17 protein-coding genes and 1 pseudogene are annotated in these 17,302 nt (G+C 64.3%); 12 read left to right on the top strand and 6 right to left on the bottom strand.

Translation table 11 applies throughout. The annotated features are described in order from the left end of the window. The first annotated feature begins 27 nt into the window (after positions 1–27). The gene (locus BLR85_RS17625; protein WP_093159494.1) at positions 28–1,146 is read left to right on the top strand and encodes a GAF domain-containing protein; all 1,119 of its coding nucleotides are present in this window, start codon (positions 28–30) and stop codon (positions 1,144–1,146) included. Between the two features lie 410 nt (positions 1,147–1,556). Here the strand turns inward: BLR85_RS17625 and BLR85_RS29200 are convergent, their stop codons facing one another. From BLR85_RS29200 to phnF, 3 genes are all read right to left on the bottom strand, one after another. Next, positions 1,557–2,321 (bottom strand): hypothetical protein, encoded by a 765-nt coding sequence (locus BLR85_RS29200; RefSeq protein ID WP_093159490.1) that lies wholly within the window; start codon positions 2,319–2,321, stop codon positions 1,557–1,559. A gap of 967 nt (positions 2,322–3,288) precedes the next feature. Further along, positions 3,289–4,470 carry an alpha-D-ribose 1-methylphosphonate 5-triphosphate diphosphatase gene (locus BLR85_RS17610; RefSeq protein ID WP_093159485.1) on the bottom strand — a complete coding sequence of 394 codons (1,182 nt, stop codon included), beginning with the start codon at positions 4,468–4,470 and terminating at the stop codon, positions 3,289–3,291. 135 nt (positions 4,471–4,605) lie between these two features. Continuing rightward, a complete protein-coding gene (gene phnF / locus BLR85_RS17605) occupies positions 4,606–5,322 on the bottom strand; it encodes a phosphonate metabolism transcriptional regulator PhnF (RefSeq protein WP_093159479.1) in 717 nt (238 codons plus the stop codon). A 103-nt stretch (positions 5,323–5,425) separates the two neighbouring features. On the opposite strand from phnF, the gene phnG reads away from it, so the two are divergent. The 3 genes from phnG to BLR85_RS17590 are packed head-to-tail and all read left to right on the top strand — an operon-like array spanning position 5,426 to position 7,538. Continuing rightward, a complete protein-coding gene (gene phnG, locus BLR85_RS17600; RefSeq protein ID WP_093159475.1) occupies positions 5,426–5,875 on the top strand; it encodes a phosphonate C-P lyase system protein PhnG in 450 nt (149 codons plus the stop codon). Beyond that, positions 5,872–6,444: a phosphonate C-P lyase system protein PhnH gene (phnH, locus tag BLR85_RS17595; RefSeq protein WP_093159470.1), complete on the top strand. Its 573-nt coding sequence runs from the start codon at positions 5,872–5,874 to the stop codon at positions 6,442–6,444. The genes phnG and phnH overlap by 4 nt, the downstream gene beginning before the upstream one ends. Continuing rightward, entirely contained in the window at positions 6,444–7,538 is a 1,095-nt protein-coding gene (locus tag BLR85_RS17590; protein WP_093159465.1) for a carbon-phosphorus lyase complex subunit, read from the top strand. The genes phnH and BLR85_RS17590 overlap by 1 nt, the downstream gene beginning before the upstream one ends. Before the next feature lie 38 nt (positions 7,539–7,576). On the opposite strand, the gene BLR85_RS29195 is transcribed toward BLR85_RS17590, so the two are convergent. Next, the gene (locus BLR85_RS29195) at positions 7,577–7,717 is read right to left on the bottom strand and encodes a hypothetical protein (protein WP_170844614.1); all 141 of its coding nucleotides are present in this window, start codon (positions 7,715–7,717) and stop codon (positions 7,577–7,579) included. Between the two features lie 56 nt (positions 7,718–7,773). Here BLR85_RS29195 and BLR85_RS17585 point away from each other — a divergent pair. From BLR85_RS17585 to BLR85_RS17565, 5 genes and pseudogenes are all read left to right on the top strand, one after another. Next, positions 7,774–8,657: pseudogene (locus tag BLR85_RS17585) on the top strand (alpha-D-ribose 1-methylphosphonate 5-phosphate C-P-lyase PhnJ). After that, positions 8,654–9,424 carry a phosphonate C-P lyase system protein PhnK gene (gene phnK / locus BLR85_RS17580; protein WP_093159460.1) on the top strand — a complete coding sequence of 257 codons (771 nt, stop codon included), beginning with the start codon at positions 8,654–8,656 and terminating at the stop codon, positions 9,422–9,424. Before BLR85_RS17585 ends, phnK begins: the two are co-directional and overlap by 4 nt. Positions 9,425–9,427: 3 nt before the next feature. Beyond that, entirely contained in the window at positions 9,428–10,390 is a 963-nt protein-coding gene (locus tag BLR85_RS17575) for a CorA family divalent cation transporter (protein WP_093159455.1), read from the top strand. Positions 10,391–10,412: 22 nt separating this feature from the next. Next, positions 10,413–11,096, top strand: a complete 684-nt coding sequence (gene phnL / locus BLR85_RS17570) for a phosphonate C-P lyase system protein PhnL (protein WP_093159449.1) — start codon at positions 10,413–10,415, stop codon at positions 11,094–11,096. Positions 11,097–11,154: 58 nt separating this feature from the next. Then, positions 11,155–11,640 (top strand): phosphonate metabolism protein/1,5-bisphosphokinase (PRPP-forming) PhnN, encoded by a 486-nt coding sequence (locus BLR85_RS17565; RefSeq protein WP_342028793.1) that lies wholly within the window; start codon positions 11,155–11,157, stop codon positions 11,638–11,640. Here the strand turns inward: BLR85_RS17565 and BLR85_RS17560 are convergent. Continuing rightward, positions 11,622–12,311, bottom strand: a complete 690-nt coding sequence (locus tag BLR85_RS17560; RefSeq protein WP_093159439.1) for a DUF1045 domain-containing protein — start codon at positions 12,309–12,311, stop codon at positions 11,622–11,624. The genes BLR85_RS17565 and BLR85_RS17560 overlap by 19 nt on opposite strands. Positions 12,312–12,382: 71 nt before the next feature. Here BLR85_RS17560 and BLR85_RS17555 point away from each other — a divergent pair, with 71 nt between their 5' ends. After that, on the top strand, positions 12,383–13,522 hold the full coding sequence (locus BLR85_RS17555; RefSeq protein ID WP_093159435.1) for an alpha-D-ribose 1-methylphosphonate 5-triphosphate diphosphatase: 1,140 nt from the start codon (positions 12,383–12,385) through the stop codon (positions 13,520–13,522). 21 nt (positions 13,523–13,543) lie between these two features. Here the strand turns inward: BLR85_RS17555 and BLR85_RS17550 are convergent, their stop codons facing one another. Then, complete coding sequence (locus BLR85_RS17550) at positions 13,544–13,969, bottom strand: hypothetical protein (RefSeq protein WP_244520767.1); 426 nt, start codon at positions 13,967–13,969, stop codon at positions 13,544–13,546. A 282-nt stretch (positions 13,970–14,251) separates the two neighbouring features. Here BLR85_RS17550 and BLR85_RS17545 point away from each other — a divergent pair, with 282 nt between their 5' ends. Both BLR85_RS17545 and BLR85_RS17540 read left to right on the top strand, forming a co-directional pair. Then, a complete protein-coding gene (locus BLR85_RS17545; protein WP_212635101.1) occupies positions 14,252–15,640 on the top strand; it encodes a bifunctional enoyl-CoA hydratase/phosphate acetyltransferase in 1,389 nt (462 codons plus the stop codon). 252 nt (positions 15,641–15,892) lie between these two features. Continuing rightward, a complete protein-coding gene (locus BLR85_RS17540; protein WP_093159425.1) occupies positions 15,893–16,879 on the top strand; it encodes an aldo/keto reductase in 987 nt (328 codons plus the stop codon). The last annotated feature ends 423 nt before the right edge of the window (positions 16,880–17,302 follow it).

The following is a 17,302-nucleotide window of genomic DNA, read 5'->3' as shown; positions in this document are numbered from 1 at the left end:
ATTCTTGTCAGATCAATCGAGGTCGATATGACCGCGTTGCAGCTCCAGCCCGCGCCGGTTGTCCGGCAAAAGGCCTTTTCAATCGACGAGCTCGGTTTATGCAACCCCGACGAGCAGGGGGCGCTGAAATATATCACCCGGGTCGTGCGGCGTATCTTTTCGGCGAAAATGGCGCTGATCGGCGTGTTCGAACAGCAGGTGGAACGGCAGATCCTGGTCAGCGGGCTGGGCATGCCGACAGAGTGGGAACAGGCGGGTTGGATCCCGCTCACGAAATCCTTCAGCCAGTTTGTCCACCGCGATGCGGTCCCGCTTGCCGTCAATGACAAGGACACCCATCCCTTGGGGGGCGAGCTGGCCGAGCTGGATCAACTTCCCTTTCGTTCCTATCTCGGGGCGCCGATTTTCGGGCCGACTGGGGCTGCTCTCGGGGCGCTTTGCGTGGTTGATCCCAAGGTGCGCCACTGGAGCGAGGAAGACATCGCGGTCATGCAGGATCTTGCCCATTGCGCGACGGATGCGATCCTGCTGCGGGCGGCCCTGATCACCAGCCGGCAGCTTCAGAACGATCTGGAACGCGCGTTGAACCGTTCCCGGCGCAACGCCGCCATCCGAGACACCATCATTGCCGCCTTCACCGAACCGGACAAGAGCGCCGAGCAACGGTTGCAGGCAATGTTGGCGGCAGGGTGCCGGGCGCTGAAAATGCGCGCGGCCGGGGTGACGCGGGTGGACGGGTCGCGCACGCTGGTGATCGCGCGATTTTGCAGCACCGACCAGGACATGCCGCCGGGCAACCCGGACAATTCCGCCAGCCTGACCGCGCATTTGATGTCTGGACAGGAAATCGTCTGGTTCGCAAATCCGCAAACGGCCGGGTTGGCGGGAAAATGCGCCTTCGACGGGTCCACGCCACGCAAATTCGTCGGCACACCGCTGATCCTTGACGGAATCGCCTACGGGACGCTGGAATTCGTCGGTGACGGGCCGAATTGCATCGACGATATGGAGAGCGACACACTGCTTGTCAGCGTTATCGCCATGTTCACGATCACGCAGCTCGAGATCTTTTCCCAGATCGACCGGTTGAAGCGCTCCGAAGCAGCGCTGCTGCAATATATTCTCGACCTGCGCGCGGCCCAGTGATCCGCGATACAGCACGCCGGGTTTCGTTCCCCGGCGGGAATTTCACCGAGTACCTGGCGCCACCAGGCATCCGTTTCACAGTGCCCTTGTCCTGATGTTGCCAAATGCAGTGGCGCAATCTCCGGAGGCTCACCGATTGTGGAAGTCAAAGCGCGCATTTCTCCCGGAACCTGTGCACTTTCAACGGTGGCCCGTTCCTTCCTCTTTCCGGAAATATCCCGGGGGTCTGGGGGCAGCGCCCCCGGATGGCCGTCTTCTCGGCACGCGTGATCCTTGAGGCGCTCGCCGGCGGATGCTGTCGAAACCGCCCGAGATCCCGGGCCCAAAGTGCCTCTCCTGGCGGTGGCGCGGCTGCAGGAAAAAGCGCTTCATTTTCCGCCCGACGCGCCGATCCCTTTCGCGACACGAACTCAGTAGTAGCTGATGGTCCAGCCCCACCCCCAGTATCCGCCGTAATCCCATCCATAGCCCCACGACCATCCATAGCCCCAGTGCCAGCCATACTGCCATACGTCGCCGTAGCCCCAACCCCAGCCGAGATGCCAGCCGTAATCCCAGCTATAGCCGTGGAGCCATCCATAACCGGTGTACCAACCATAGTTCCAACCGGGGGACCAACCATAGCCGGCATACCAGCCCTGATGCCAGCCATGGATCCAGCTGTGGCCTACATACCAGCCATAGTTCCAGCCATGCGACCACCAGTAGCCAAGGTTCCAGCCGAAATGCCAGCCATGGTTGACGTACCAGCCGTAATCCCAGCCGACATACCATCCATATCCGCTATGCCATCCGACATTCCAGCTGCCCGACGACCAGCCATAATTCCAGAACCAGCCATAGCCATAGGTCCAGCCATAGTGCCAGCCGTTGTTCCAGCCCCAGCCATAGCTCCAGCCCAGGTACCAGCTATAATGCCAGCCATGGGATTGGACCCACCCATAATTCCAGCCATAGAACCAGCTGTCGCCCAGAAACCATCCGTAATAGCCGCCATATTGCCAGCCATACCCATAGGCCCAGCCGTAATTCCAGCCATAGAGCCAGCCGAAGTCATGGATCCAGCCGTAGCTGTAATGCCACCCGAATTGCCAGCTATAGGCGTAGACCCAGCCCGGATCGTAATGCCAGCCATATTGCCAGTCGTAAGTGTACTCGTAACGCAGCTCGGCCATTTTGCTGCCCTTCAGCCAAGTAGACAGGAAACCTCGCGGTCACGCTAGCGAGAAGCGCAAGTGCCATCCAGCTGGATGAATTTTCGATTTGGATCAAATGCCTGTCTAATTGCGGGTTGCCTTGGAAGCGGCCCGGCCGATGCCGGGTGGCCGTCAGCGTTTTTCCAGATTTGCCAATGGGCTGCAATTTCGGGCTGAAAAAAACTCTGCCGAGATCCTGAGGATGAAGCGCTCGGGCTCGCTAAAATGTGTCGTACTTTGTGATGGGCTCCGTAGGAGGATGCACAGAAATCCGCGCATGACCCAGCCACGGGGGCTCGCGGAGGACCCCTGTTTCCTTGCCCTTTGAAATGAAAGACGCCACCCGAAGGTGGCGCCTTTGTTGTCTGCGTCCATGGGGCGGGATATTCCGCCGCCTGTCGAGGGATCAATACCAGCCGTAATCCCAGCCCCAGCCAAGATACCAGCCGTAATCCCAGCCATAGCTCCAGGTCCAGCCATAGGTCCAACCCCAGCCGGCATACCAGCCATAGAGCCAGCCATACCCGTAGGTCCAGCCGTAGTCATAGTAGTATCCGTAGAGCCAGCCATAGTCGTAGAGCCAACCATAATCGTAGGTCCAGCCATAGAGCCAACCGTAGTCATAAACCCAGCCATAGGCCCAACCTGGTTCATAATGTCAGCCATATTGCCAATCGTATTCGTAGTGCCACCCGTCTGCTACGTCTCACTCCTCCCGCAGGTTTCGCGCGCCCATGCCTTGTTATTATACCAGATGCGAAGATTTTTAGCTATCTTCCGCATGGTTGCGTGGCGGCAAACCTGGAATGGATTAGGGCTGCAAAAGGTCGCAATCGCGTTGCCGCGCGGGGCCGCAAGGGCGGCGGGAGACCTTTGGGGCGTTGGCGAGCAAAGAAAGGGGTTTCGGGAAAGCGCGAAGAACGACTCACCGAAGGCGCTTGCGGACCTATTCTGCGGCCATGTCGAGATGCTGCGGACCGGCGGCAACGCGACGTGCAGCGCCGTGGCTGAGATGGGTCAGGACGCCCCCCGAAATCGTCATCTCGATGGCCCGTGTCTGCTCGTTTACGGCGACAAGATCGGCGCGCCGGCCAAAGTCCAGGCTGCCCCGGTCAAACAGGCGCAGGATCTCGGCGGGCCGGGAGGAAATCATCGCCCAGGCGCCGGGCAGATCGCAGATGCCCCGATCGACCAGGGTCCAGGCCGCCCCGGCGAGGGCCGGGTAGTAATAGTCCGAGACCAGCGCGTCGCAGAGCTTCTGCGAGATCAGGTCCGTCGCGCGCACATTGCCGGACTGGCTGCCGCCGCGCAGGACATTGGGCGCGCCCATGATCACCGGGTCGTTCATCGCCTTGGCGGCGGCGGCGGCGCGGCGCGTGGTGGGGAACTCGGCGATGGAAGCGCCGATCATCGAATAGGTCTCGCGGGTTTCCCCATCGGGGTCGTCATGGCTTCCATAGCGCACGCCAAGTACGTCGAAGGCTTCGGCCAGCCGGCACAGGTGGCGCGGCACCTCCTTGCTGCTTGACAGCATCTCCCGAACCAGCGCCATGTGCTGCTCCAGCGTGCGTCCCTCTCGGCTGGCCCAGTGGGCGACCTCCTCCGGCTTGCTCCGGGCAAGCTCCAACGCCTCGTGCAGGTGGTTGTTGAACACCACGTAATCCACGCCATGGCGCCGGATTGCGGCGAGCATTCGGTCCGCGCTGTCGATCATGTGGGTTTCGCAGCGCAATTGCACATGCAGGTCCGTGCCCATATGCGGGCGATAGGCGGTCAGCGCATCCTGGATGCGCTCGGCGGAATCCGGCCCGCGGAAGCCTCCCTCCCAGGACCAGGATACGGCCAGCCAGGCGGTGGTCACCCCGTTGACGGCGGCGTCGCGATCGACCGAGCAAAGGCCGATGGACGGATCGAAGGGCGCGTTCGGCCGAGGGACGATATGGCGCTCGAAGGCATCGCCATGCAGGTCGATGATCCCCGGCAGCAGCAGGTAGCCGCGCATGTCCACCTCGGGCAGGGGACCCTTGGTGATCCGGCCGTTGGCAACGGCCAGTGAGCGGCGCTGAAGTTCGCCGTCGCGTAGGATTTGCGCGCCCGTGAAGCGCACAGGGGGGAGAGCGGCTTGCATGGATGTACTCAGAATATCTGCCGTTATCTGTCCGGTCGGGATACAAACTCACTGTATCGCGTGTGTGACATCCTGAGCGTTTTTTGCCGGTCTATTCTCGATTGATGGAAATTTCTGCCGCCCCTGCCGCGCAGATCACGCGTCGTCCCCGTGCAGCGTCAACGTCAGGCGGTCGCCGGCAAACCAGGCATGGCCATATTCGACCGGGGTTCCGTCCGGCGCGACATTGATCGCGATGGAGCGCAGGATCGGGTCGCCCTCGCGGATGGCCAGCAGCAGCGCCTGCGTGGCCGTGGCGAGCTTGGCGGTGATCCGGGTGGAGGCGCGGGTGTAGTCGCTCACCCCTTCGCCCGCGAGCGCATGGGTAATCGAGGGCTGTTCGGCCAGCCGGTCCAGCAGGCCGGGCAGGCGCCCGGCGGGAAAGACCGAGCGGCTGATGGCGGTGGGGACATCGTCAATGAACGAGAGCGCCTCATAGATGTGGACCGGCGCGCCGGTCGGGATCTGTAGCGCCTCCGCCTCGCGCGCATCCGCCGCGCGGCTTTCCAGCGATAGAACCCGGCGCGATGGCGCGCGCCCGGCATCGGTGATGGAGCGATGAAAGCGGGGACGGCGGCTCAGCGGGTAATCGGTCGAGCGGGCGGTGACGAATGCGCCGGAGCCGCGGCGGGTATGCACCATGCCTCGCTCGACCAGATCGGCCAGCGCCCGGCGCACCGTGTGGCGATTGACGTCAAACCGCGCGGAGAGCGCTGCCTCGGTGGGCAGGCGGTCGCCGGGCCGATAATGGCCGGCGGCAATCTCGGCGTCGAGCGCGCTGGCGATGGTCTTCCAGACGGGAGTGCGGGCCATGCTGTCACCAAAGCTTCATGCTTGCCGGTCTTGTGCGACTCGGGACGGATGTCTATTGATTTGTCTAGTTGTATAGTTATCTCGACAAATCGGCAAGTTGTCCATGAATGACGCGACAGAAGACAGAAAGATCTGGATGGGCCTGCTTGCCAGGGCGTCGGCGGCGGATCTGGCAGATCGGCTGGGTGCGCTGGACCGACTTCCTCAGGCGCATGATCTGCGCGCGCCGGAGATCGGCGGCGTGATGGTGCGCGGGCGGATTGGCGGCACCGGCCAGCCTTTCAACCTTGGCGAAATGACGGTGACGCGCTGCTCGCTGCGGCTGGAGAGCGGTGAGGTCGGACATGGCTACGTGCAGGGCCGCGACAAGACCAAGGCGCGCAACGCCGCGCTGGTGGACGCGATGATGCAGACGGTCCGCGCCGGGGAGATCCGGGCCTCGGTTCTGGCGCCGCTCGCGGAAGCACAGGCCGCGCGCGACACTGCCCGCGCGGCCAAGGCGGCGGCGACGAAGGCGGAGTTCTTCACCATGGTGCGGGGAGAGGATCAATGAGACCCGAAGCTCTCGAAGGCGACTTTACCGATGCGCCCGTTCAGGCCGCGCGCGCGTTTCGCGCCGCGCTGGAGGCGATGGCCCGGCCCGGCACGCTGCATCAGGTCACGGGCGCGCGTCCGCCTGCGCCGCTCTCACCCGCTGCCGGCGCGTTGCTGCTGACGCTGTGCGATGGCGAAACGCCGCTGCACCTTGCGGGCGCGACCGATTGCGACGCGGTGCGGGACTGGGTGACCTTTCATGCCGGTGCGCCGCTGGTGCCAGCCGAGGAGGCGCGTTTCGCGCTTGGCCGCTGGGAAGCGCTGCAACCGCTGGCGCGTTTCGCGCTTGGCGAGCCCTCCTATCCGGATCGGTCTGCCACGCTGATCGTCGAGATGGACGTATTGTCGGCCAGCGGCGCGCGGCTCACCGGTCCGGGCATTCGCAGCGAAGCCTTCCTGCCGCTGCCCGAGCGGGAAGCTTTCAAGCGCAATTCCCGGCTCTTCCCGCTGGGCCTGGACTTCTTCTTCTGTGCGGGATCGACCCTTGCCGCGCTCCCGCGCAGTACGAAAATCGGGGAGGTTGCCTGATGTATGTTGCCGTCAAGGGAGGCGAGCGCGCCATCGAGAACGCCCATGCCTGGCTTGCCGAAGAGCGGCGGGGCGACAAGGGGGTGGCTGAGCTTTCCGTCGCGCAGATCCGCGAGCAGCTCAGCCTTGCCGTGAACCGGGTGATGGCCGAGGGCTCGCTCTATGATCCCGACCTTGCCGCGCTGGCGATCAAGCAGGCGCGCGGCGACCTGATCGAGGCAATCTTCCTGGTCCGCGCCTATCGCACCACGCTGCCGCGCCTCGGGGCGAGCAAGCCGGTGGAAACAGGCGAGATGGCCTGTGACCGACGGATTTCCGCGACTTTCAAGGATGTGCCGGGCGGGCAGCTCCTCGGGCCGACCTTCGACTATACTCACCGCCTGCTCGATTTCGCGCTGGATGCCGAAGGAGAAATCCCGGAAGCGCAGAGCGGGGAACCGCAGGCGGCCCCCGTGCCGCATATCACCGGGTTCCTGAACCGCGACGGCATGATCGAGCAGGAGCCGCAGGGCGACGCGACGCCGCCGGACCTGACCCGCGAGCCGATGGAGTTCCCGGCCAACCGCGCGCTGCGCCTGCAGAACCTGACGCGGGGCGACGAGGGGTTCGTGCTGGGCCTCGCCTATTCCACCCAGCGGGGCTACGCGCGCAACCACGCCTTCGTGGGCGAGCTGCGCGTCGGCACGGTGCCGGTGGAAATGGAGATCCCCGAGCTGGGCTTTGCCATCGAGATCGGCGAGCTGCGGCTGACCGAATGCGAGACGGTGAACCAGTTCAAGGGGTCGAAAACCGAACCTCCGCAATTCACCCGTGGCTATGGGCTGACCTTCGGCATGACCGAGCGCAAGGCGATCTCGATGGCGCTGGTGGACCGGGCGCTGCGCTGGCGCGAGCTGGGCGAGGACGATCTCGGGGCGGCGGCGCAGGACGAGGAATTCGTGCTGGCGCATTCGGACAATATCCAGGCGACGGGGTTTCTGGAACATATCAAGCTGCCCCATTACGTCGATTTCCAATCCGAGCTGGAACTGGTGCGGCGGCTGCGCCGGGAGGCACAGGCTACCCGGCAGGACCAACAGGAGGCGGCGGAATGACGCCTTCGTCTACAGGTGCCTGGAAAGAGGTTTGCGGTTCAGTCGCGCGTGTCGATCAGCCAGCCGCCGGGGCCGGCAATCTCGTCTGGCAGAACGATCACGAGGGCTTCGTGGATCAGACAGCAGGTGAGAAAGGACAGGATCACCTCGCCGACCGTGATCTGGGAAAACCATTCCATTGGAACCTCCTTGACCGCTTACGCCCGCAAAATTCGCATCGAATTGGGGCAGACTCATGACGAGTGAACGTCAAAAAGATTACAATTATGCGTATCTGGACGAGCAGACGAAGCGGATGATCCGCAGGGCTTTGCTCAAGGGGCTGGCCATTCCCGGCTACCAGGTGCCCTTTGCCAGCCGCGAAATGCCCATGCCCTATGGCTGGGGCACGGGCGCGTGCAGGTCTCCGCCGCGGTGCTCGTTCCGGAGGATCGCTTCAAGGTGATCGATCAGGGCGCGGATGATACGACCAACGCCGTGTCGATCCGCAAGTTCTTCGAAAAGACGGCCACGGTGAAGACGACGGAGCGCGCTTCGGAGGCGACGGTGATCCAGACCCGCCACCGCATTCCCGAGACCGAGCTGGGCGAGGGGCAGATCCTCGTCTACCAGGTGCCTATTCCGGAGCCGCTGCGCTTCCTGGAGCCGCGCGAGACGGAGACGCGCAAGATGCATGAGCTGGAGGAATACGGGCTGATGCATGTGAAGCTCTACGAGGATATCGCGCGCCATGGCGAGATCGCGACCTCCTATGCCTATCCGGTGAAAGTGGAGGGCCGCTACGTTATGGACCCGTCGCCGATCCCGAAATTCGACAACCCGAAAATGGAGATGGGCGCGATCCAGCTTTTCGGCGCCGGGCGGGAGCAGCGCATCTATGCCGTTCCGCCGTACACGAAGGTGGTCAGCCTCGATTTCGAGGACCATCCCTTTGTGCCGTCGAAAGCGGACCATGACTGCGCTCTGTGCGGGGCAGGAAATTCCTATCTCGACGAGGTGATCGTCGATGACGAGGGCGGACGGATGTTCGTCTGCTCGGACACCGATTTCTGCCGGTCGCGCCGCGAGGAGGGCCATTCTGGCGCGCTGGCAGCACCATTCGAGGAGGAAACCGCATAACGCCGCTCCTGTCTGTTCGAAACATCCAGAAACGCTATGGCGCGCGGATCGGCTGCACGGATGTGAGTTTCGATCTCTATCCCGGCGAGGTGATGGGAATCGTGGGCGAAAGCGGTTCTGGAAAGTCGAAGCTTCTCAAACTCTTGGCGGGCCATCTTGAACCGGATCTCGGCGAGGTTCTGTTCGACACCCGCGCCGAGGGGCTGCGCGACACGGTGACCATGTCGGAGCCGGAGCGGCGGATGCTGGCGCGGACCGATTGGGCCTTCGTGCATCAGAACCCGCGCGACGGGCTGCGGATGTCGGTGACGGCGGGCGGCAATGTCGGCGAGCGGCTGATGGCCGTGGGCGCGCGGCATTACGGCCGCATACGCGAGGAGGCAGTGGACTGGCTCGGCCGGGTGGAAATCGACGAAAGCCGTATCGACGACCGGCCGAGCGCCTTTTCCGGCGGCATGCAGCAGCGGCTACAGATCGCGCGCAACCTCGTGACGGCGCCGCGGCTGGTCTTCATGGACGAGCCGACGGGCGGGCTCGATGTGTCGGTGCAGGCTCGGCTTCTCGACCTTTTGCGCGGGCTGGTGCGCGACATGGGGCTGAGCGCGATCGTGGTGACGCATGACCTCGCGGTGGTCCGACTTCTGGCACATCGGCTGATGGTCATGAAGGATGGGCGCGTCGTTGAGGCCGGTTTGACCGATCAAGTGCTTGACGACCCGCAGCATGGCTATACGCAGCTATTGGTATCTTCCGTTCTACAGGTCTGACTCATGCTGCGCGCCTTCCGCCTCACCCGAAACGACATCGTTGCCCTGGACTCTCCGTCGGAGGGGCTCGACGAAGCCATCTGGATCGATCTCTTCGTTCCGACGCCGGAACAGGCGGCGAGCGTGGAAGCGTTGGGCATTTCGGTGCCGGCTCAGGAGGACATGGAGGAGTTGCAGCTCTCCAGCCGGCTCTACCGGATCGACGCAACCAAATACATGACCGTGGTCCTGCCCGGATTGACGACCGACGGGCGGCGCCTGTCGCGGCCGCTTTGCCTCGTGCTGGCGCCGAAACGGCTGGTCACGGTGCGCTACCATGAACCGGAGGCGCTGTCGGTTTTCCCGGAGCGTGCCGCGCGCAGCGGGGCCGGCTGCGCCTCGCCGCTGCGGCTCTGCCTGGGGCTGATCGAGGAGATGGTTGACGAGTTGTCCGACACGATGGAGGAGATCGGCCGCTCGCTCGATAGCGTCTCGGGGGAGGTTTTCGATGGCGGGCGGCAAAACCGCAGCGCGACATTGCAGCGCGCGCTGGAAGTTGCCGGCCGTTTCGGAGTGCGCATCGCCGCGGTGCGCCAGTCGCTCCTGACCCTCGCCCGGGCGCTGAACTATCTCGAACAATTCCCCGTCGAGTCTGAGAATGCCAAGGAAATCAGCCGGCTGATGGCCGGCCACGTACGCGATGTCGCCGCGCTAGAGGAACACGCCGATTACCTTTCGGCGCGGGCCTCGGTGGTGACAGACGCAACCTTGGGAATGATCGACCTGGAGCAGAACAAGTCGGTCTCCATGCTCTCGGCGCTGGTCGCTCTGTTTGCGCCGGCGATGCTGATTGCCTCGATATACGGGATGAATTTCGAATGGATGCCGGAACTCGACAGCAAATGGGGCTTCGCCGTCGCGCTTGGGAGCATGGTGGTCTCGGGCCTCGCGACATATCTCTTTTTCAGGAAACGCGGCTGGATGTGAGGCCGGGCGCGGGGAGCCGGGAATGATCGAACTGAAGGACGTGGCCAAGAGCTTCACGCTTCACAACCAGGGCGCGGCAGTGATCCCGGTGATGCAAAACGCGACCCTGAGCGTGCAGCCGGGGGAATGCGTGGCGCTGGTCGGCGCATCGGGGGCCGGCAAGTCGACGCTGATGCGGATGATCTATGGCAATTACCTCGCGCAGGCTGGGTGTATTGTCGTGGATGGCGTGGACGTAGCACGCGCCGAACCTCGGGAAATACTTGAGCTTCGCCGGGTAACGATTGGATATGTAAGCCAGTTCTTACGGGTCGTGCCGCGGGTTCCGACGCTGGACGTGGTGGCGGAACCGTTGTTGGCGGTCGGGGTCGAACTGGAGGCCGCCCGGGCGCGGGCGGCGGCGCTGCTGGAGCGGCTGAACATTCCGCGCACGCTCTGGGGCCTGTCTCCGACGACCTTTTCCGGCGGCGAGCAGCAGCGGGTGAATGTCGCGCGCGGCTTTGCGCATGGCTATCCGGCGCTGCTTCTGGACGAGCCGACGGCGAGCCTCGACGCGGTCAATCGCGCCACGGTGCTGGCCCTGATCGAGGAGGCCAAGGCGCGCGGGGCGGCGATCGTCGGGATCTTCCACGATGCCGCCGCGCGGGAGCAGGTTTGCGACCGCGAGATCGACGTGACGGGGTTCACCCCTCAAAGGGCAGCCTGAGATGGGGGGGCGGCTCTTCGCGGTGGTCGGGCCATCGGGAGCGGGTAAGGATACGCTGATGGCCGAGGTCAAGCGGCACCGGCCCGATCTGCACCTTGTGCGGCGCGTGATCACCCGGCCGGAGACGGCCGGCGGCGAGCCGTTCGAGGGGGTGAGCGAGGCCGAGTTTGCGCGCCGCAAGGTGGCGGGAGATTTCGTGCTGGACTGGCAGGCGCATGGGCTCTGCTATGGCATTCCCCGCAGTGTCGACCGGGCGATCTCCGAGGGGCGCAACGTGCTTTTCAATGGTTCGCGCGGCATCCTGGGCCGGGCATGGGAGGTGTTTCCCGGCCTGACGGTGATCCTCGTGACGGCCTCTGTGCCCGTGCTGGCCGAGCGGCTGGCGGCGCGGGGGCGGGAGAGCAAGCAGGAGATCGCCCGGCGGCTGGCGCGGGCGGACTACCAGATCCCTTATGGCCCCCCGATCCGGGTGGTGGAGAATGACGGCAGCCTCGACCACGCGGTACGGGACTTTCTCGGCGTGCTTCAGCCGGAGAGCGTGTAGCGATGCAGGTGGTGGAAACGCCCGTCCTGCCCCTCGCCGAAGAGGCAGATTTCGCGGATCCTGAAGGGACGCGGCAGCAGCGGCTCGACCACGGGATGCAGGCGCGCAGCCACGGCGTCGGCCACGGCGTCGGGCAGATTTCCGGAGAGCGTCAGGTGAAAGCGGAACTCTTCCATGACGTAGGGGTAGCCCCATTGCTGCAGCAGCACCTCCTGCCGTGCCGACAGGCCGGGTTTACGGCGCCGCGCAAGTTCGTCTTCCTCGGGAGCGGCGCGGAAGCCGTCCAGAGCCTCGACCACGCGGGCGGCGAGGAGCGCGAGTTGCGTCGTGTCGCCTTTGGGCACGAGGGCAAGGAAGCTGCCGATGCGGGAGAGTTTAAGCCCGTCGAGCAGAACCGGCGGCAGCATCGCGGCGAGCGCCTCGGCGGCGTTGTGCAGCTCGGCCACGTCGAATCCGGGCTTGAGCTGGAAGGGCGGCTTGAGCGTGCCGTGGAAGCCGTATTTGCGCGGCGTTTCGGTGATCTCGGCAACCGGCAGCGGCAGGCCGGGCAGGGCGGGATGCGCCACGCGTTTCCCGTTGCGCGGATCCCATCCCAGCCAGGCGGCGCCGAAATCGGCCAGCGGCCCGGCCGGCGGTGCGTAAAAGAGCGCGTAACGCGTGAATCCATCCATGACATGCCTCCTCATGCGCGCCTAGCACAGAGCGGCCCGCACGGCGAGAGCAGACAGCCCGGAGACGGTAGATGAACGAGATAATCCTGGCCAATGCACAGCTGGTTCTACCCGAGGAGGTGGTGACCGGCAGCCTGCGCATCGCTGGCGGGCGGATTGCCGGGATCGGGCAGGGCGCGGCGGTACCGGCCGGTGCGCTGGATTGCGAGGGCGACATGGTGATGCCCGGCCTGATCGAGCTGCACACCGACAACCTGGAGCGCCACATCCAGCCGCGGCCCAAGGTCGACTGGCCGCATGCGGCGGCCATGATCGCGCATGATGGCGAGTTGGCCAGCGTCGGTGTTACCACCGTTTTCGACGCGATGCGGGTGGGGTCGGTGCAGAGCGCGCGGACGAATTACCGGGCCTATGCGCGCCAGTTGGCGACCGAGATGTTGCATCTGCGCGCTTCGGGGGCGCTCAGGATCAGCCATTTCCTGCATCTGCGCGCCGAGGTCTGTTCACAGACGCTGGTGCAGGAGATGGCGGAGTTCGGCCCGGAAGACCGGGTCGGGATCGTCAGCCTGATGGACCACACCCCGGGCCAGCGGCAGTTCCGGGACATCTCCAAACTGAAGGCCTACGTACAGGGCAAGCACGCGCTGTCGGACGACGGGTTCGAGGAGCATGTCGCGCATATGAAGGAACTGCGCGCGCGCTACGGTGAGCTACACGAACGCGCCGCGGTCGCGGAGGCGCGCCGCTACGGCGCGGTTCTGGCCAGCCATGACGACACGCTGGCGGACCATGTCGGAACCTCGGCCGCCCATGGCGTGCGGCTGGCGGAATTCCCCACCACTCACGAAGCGGCGGCCGCCTGCCACGAGCGGGGAATCGCGGTGATGATGGGAGCCCCGAACCTCATCAGGGGCGGCAGCCATTCCGGCAACGTGGCCGCGCAGGACCTGGCGGAAGCCGACCTGCTGGATATCCTGAGTTCCGATTACGTACCCTCGGCGCTGCTGACAGCGGCGCTGATGCTGGGGGACCTGTGGGGCGATGTCGCACGCGGGGTGCGCACCGTGACCCGCGCGCCGGCGGACGTGGTCGACCTGCACGATCGTGGGCGGATCGAGATCGGCGCGCGGGCCGATATCATCCGGGTGCACCGGGTGGCCGGAGCCGGCGCCGTGCGTGGCAACTGGGTCGCGGGCCGCCGGGTCGGATGATCCGGGCGGCCCGGGGCTGGATCACAGGCCGAACTGAACCTCGGTCCGGCTGCTCGGTGAAAGCGCCTGTATGCAGTCCGGGGCGTCGCCCTGGGCGGCGGAGCATTCGGCGATATCATTGATCAGCAGGCGGGAAATCTCGCCGCAGTCCTGTCCAGCGAGGTCGAATTGCACAACCTTCGTCTTGCCGTCGCGCAGCGCGCCGAATTCGAGGATCAGCAGGCGGCTGACCGAGCCAGCGCCATCGAACACGGCAACTTCGAACGAGGCCGCCTCAAGGTCTGTACCGGTCGCGTTCCGGGCCACATAGGTCAGCCTGCAGCCGGTCTCGACCGGTTTCAGGCTGTTGAGTTCGAGCTCGAACTGCGCTTGCTGGGCGCCGGCCGGCGTCGCGCCAATTCCCGTGGCCATCGCAAGCCCAAGCGCAATTGCAGATATCGATTTCATCGGACACGCCCCTTCCTTCAGCAAGTCGTTATGATAAATGGCTAACATGCGCATCGCCGGTCGCATAGCCTCCCTTTTGGAAGCCCGACGGGACGCCGCGGTGCGGCATTTCCGCCCGAGTGGGTAAAGCTCCCCGCTATCGCCATTGTCGTTGCGTCGCGCAGGCTTTCTTTCAATGGCTCGACATGCAAAATCCATAGCGGGGAGAAATGTCGTACGGGCGGTCAACCGGATGCCGCCCTCTCACTGTTTCGGCACCCGCGATCCGGTAGGGATGGGATGATGACCACACTGAGCAATACGCCGTGGGACAAGTTGGAAATCGGCATGGAGGCCGAGGTTCGACGGGTCTGTCGGGCCGACGATTTCTTCGTCTTTGCCAATATCACCGGCAATATGAACCCCAAGCACTTTCCCCGCATGAAGGATTTCGAGGGAACCGACGCGCTGCACGAGCCGGTGGCGCCGGCAATGTGGGTTTCGACGCTGATTTCCTCGGCGCTCGGCAACAAGTTGCCCGGCCCGGGGACACTCTACAAATCGCACAAGGTCGAGTTCTTCGAGCGCGCCCATGACGGGGACGAGTTGGTCGTAAAGGTGGTGCTGACCGAGAAGCTCGACAACAATGTCGCGAAATTTGCCTGCCGGGTGGACACGACAAGCGGCAAGAAGCTGCTCGAGGGGTTCGTCGAGGTCTTCGCGCCGCTTGAGCAGATGGACTACAATGTCGATGACATTCCCGGCATGATCGTCCAGCGCCATGTGCATTTCGACAAGCTGCTCAAGGAAGCCGAGCCGCTGCCGCCGATGAAGACGTCGGTGATCGCGCCGGAATCGGAGGACGCCCTGCTTGGTGCACTTCTGGGGGCCGATCACACGATCATCGACCCGATCCTGATCGGGGACGAGGTCAAGATCCGGGCCGCCGCCAAGGCCATTGGCCGCGATATTTCCGGCTTCGAGCTGATCCACGAGCCCAACCACAAGCTGGCCGCCGCGATCGGCGTACGTCTTGTTCACGAGGGCAGGGCCCAGGCGGTGATGAAGGGGCAGCTGCATACAGACGAACTGCTCGGCCAGGTGGTCAAGCGCGATGGTGGGCTGCGGACGGGGCGCCGGCTCTCCCATGTCTTCGTGATGGACGTGCCGGGGCTGACCCATCTGCTGCTGATCTCGGATGCGGCGATCAATATCGCGCCGGACCTGGAGACCAAGGTCGACATCACGCAGAACGCGATCGACCTGGCGCATACGCTGGGGATTGAAGTGCCCAAGGTGGGAATCCTGTCGGCGGTGGAGACGGTGACCCCCAAGATCCCCTCGACGCTCGATGCCGCCGCCATTTCCAAGATGGCCGAGCGCGGCCAGATCCGCGGCGCGCTGGTCGATGGTCCGCTGGCCATGGACAACGCCATCGATATCGAGGCGGCCCGCACCAAGGGGATCCAGTCCATGGTGGCCGGCCAGGCCGAGATCCTGATCGCGCCGAACCTGGAAAGCGCCAATATGCTGGCCAAGGAGCTGACCTTCATCGCCCATGCCGAGGCCGGCGGGGTCGTGATCGGCGCGAAATGCCCGATCATCCTGACCAGCCGGGCCGATGACGAGAAGGCGCGCCTTGTCTCCTGCGCCTGTGCCGCGCTCTATGCCTACAAGAAGCCTCCGGCCTAGGGCCGAAACGCCGATGGACAGATGGAAAGGAAGGGGCGCTTTGCGGGCGCCTCTTTCTTTTCCGGCATCCCGATTGCCGGGAGCCCTCCCGCCCGTCGTTGCCCCATCCAGGGGTGGGGCCCCTCCGGTTGGGCCGGGCCGCGCGCCTGAGACGCGCGGATGGGCCGATTGACCTCCGGGGTGCGCAGGCAGATAAAGCCCGCGAATTCCGGTTGCCGCCATCGCGGGCAACCTCATTGGAAAGGATATCCCATGAAGACGAGAATGCTCGGATCAAATGGTTTCGAGGTGAGCGAGATCGGACTTGGCTGCTGGCAGATCGGGGCCGATTGGGGACAGGGCGTGAACCGCGAGATCGCGCTGGAGATCCTGACCAAGGCTGCCGTACAAGGCGTGCGTTTCTTCGATACCGCCGATGTCTATGGATCGGGCCGCAGCGAGGACCTGATCGGGCAGTTCCTCAAGCATTACGATGGCCCCGAGATCCGGGTCGCAACCAAGTTCGGACGGGGTGCGGGTGTCTACCCCGACGGCTACAGCGAGGACGCGCTGCGCCGGGGCGTCGACGCCTCGCGCGAGCGGCTCGGGGTCGAGGCGCTGGACCTGGTCCAGCTGCACTGTATCCCGACGGAAGTGATGCGGCAGGGCGAGATCTTCGATTGGCTGCGCAAGTTGCAGCAGGAGGGGGCGATTCGTCATTTCGGCGCGTCTGTCGAGACGGTCGAGGAGGGGCTTCTTTGCCTGGAGCAGGAGGGATTGCTGTCGTTGCAGGTCATCTTCAACCTCTTCCGGCAGAAACTGGTTACCGAACTCTTGCCGCAAGCGGAGGCCAAGGGGGTCGGCATCATCGTGCGCCTGCCGCTGGCGAGCGGTCTGCTGAGCGGGCGCTACACGCTGGAGACGCAATTCGCCGAGGGCGATCACCGCAACTTCAACCGCGACGGCGCCGCCTTCAACGTGGGCGAGACCTTTGCCGGGCTGCCCTATGAAAAGGGGGTCGAGCTGGCCGACCGGCTCAAGGAAATGCTTCCCGAGGGCATGACGCTGGCCAAGATGGCGCAGCGCTGGATCCTCGATCACCCGGCCGTCTCCACGATCATCCCGGGTGCAAGTGCTCCGGATCAGATCCTGCGCAACGCGGGCGCGTCCGACGTGGCACCCCTGCCGAAAGCGCTGCATGACGAGCTGACGGCTTTCTACGAGGCGGAGGTTAAAGCGCACATTCGGGGAGCTTATTGAGGGGCGGCGGCCGCTTTTCTCGCTCAACCATATGGTTTCGACCGGTTGATCGGACCCACGGTTCTACCATGAGCCGTTACTGGATCTCGGTGGGGGCTTTGCCCCCCGCGCTCTGGCGAGCGCTCCCCCCCAGGATATTTCAGGTCAGAAGATGACTGCTCGGCAGTAACGACTTCTCCTGGTGGAAATACTCATGCCGAAGGCACGATCCGGAGGATCGTTTTCGCGCGTGAAGCGCGCGCCACCGAATGGCTGTATTGCCCGAGGTTGGAAAGCAGTCCTGATCGAGATGATCGCGTTCTTTTGCAACCAGCACGGGACCAGGTTTGAGACTAGAGCGTGTCGCGGCCTATCTGATTCAGGCTTCCCAGATTGGTTGTGATGTGATTCCCTTCTGTTGAGGCAGATATAGGGGTCTCAGAT

Origin of the sequence: Aliiruegeria lutimaris (assembly GCF_900099935.1) — a bacterium.
Classification (GTDB): domain Bacteria; phylum Pseudomonadota; class Alphaproteobacteria; order Rhodobacterales; family Rhodobacteraceae; genus Tropicimonas; species Tropicimonas lutimaris.
Note: the sequence above shows the minus strand (reverse complement) of the source record. Positions and strands in the feature narration are given on the sequence as shown.

Coding starts and splice junctions, on each gene's coding strand:
- BLR85_RS17625 (WP_093159494.1), top strand. CDS start 28: ATGACCGCGTTGCAGCTCCAGCCCGCGCCGGTTGTCCGGCAAAAGGCC.
- BLR85_RS17590 (WP_093159465.1), top strand. CDS start 6,444: ATGTATGTTGCCGTCAAGGGAGGCGAGCGCGCCATCGAGAACGCCCAT.
- BLR85_RS17565 (WP_342028793.1), top strand. CDS start 11,155: ATGGCCGAGGTCAAGCGGCACCGGCCCGATCTGCACCTTGTGCGGCGC.
- phnH (WP_093159470.1), top strand. CDS start 5,872: ATGAGACCCGAAGCTCTCGAAGGCGACTTTACCGATGCGCCCGTTCAG.
- BLR85_RS17610 (WP_093159485.1), bottom strand. CDS start 4,470: ATGCAAGCCGCTCTCCCCCCTGTGCGCTTCACGGGCGCGCAAATCCTA.
- BLR85_RS29200 (WP_093159490.1), bottom strand. CDS start 2,321: ATGGCCGAGCTGCGTTACGAGTACACTTACGACTGGCAATATGGCTGG.
- BLR85_RS29195 (WP_170844614.1), bottom strand. CDS start 7,717: ATGGAATGGTTTTCCCAGATCACGGTCGGCGAGGTGATCCTGTCCTTT.
- BLR85_RS17555 (WP_093159435.1), top strand. CDS start 12,383: ATGAACGAGATAATCCTGGCCAATGCACAGCTGGTTCTACCCGAGGAG.
- BLR85_RS17540 (WP_093159425.1), top strand. CDS start 15,893: ATGAAGACGAGAATGCTCGGATCAAATGGTTTCGAGGTGAGCGAGATC.
- BLR85_RS17545 (WP_212635101.1), top strand. CDS start 14,252: ATGACCACACTGAGCAATACGCCGTGGGACAAGTTGGAAATCGGCATG.
- BLR85_RS17560 (WP_093159439.1), bottom strand. CDS start 12,311: ATGGATGGATTCACGCGTTACGCGCTCTTTTACGCACCGCCGGCCGGG.
- phnL (WP_093159449.1), top strand. CDS start 10,413: ATGATCGAACTGAAGGACGTGGCCAAGAGCTTCACGCTTCACAACCAG.
- phnG (WP_093159475.1), top strand. CDS start 5,426: ATGAATGACGCGACAGAAGACAGAAAGATCTGGATGGGCCTGCTTGCC.
- BLR85_RS17550 (WP_244520767.1), bottom strand. CDS start 13,969: ATGAAATCGATATCTGCAATTGCGCTTGGGCTTGCGATGGCCACGGGA.
- BLR85_RS17575 (WP_093159455.1), top strand. CDS start 9,428: ATGCTGCGCGCCTTCCGCCTCACCCGAAACGACATCGTTGCCCTGGAC.
- phnF (WP_093159479.1), bottom strand. CDS start 5,322: ATGGCCCGCACTCCCGTCTGGAAGACCATCGCCAGCGCGCTCGACGCC.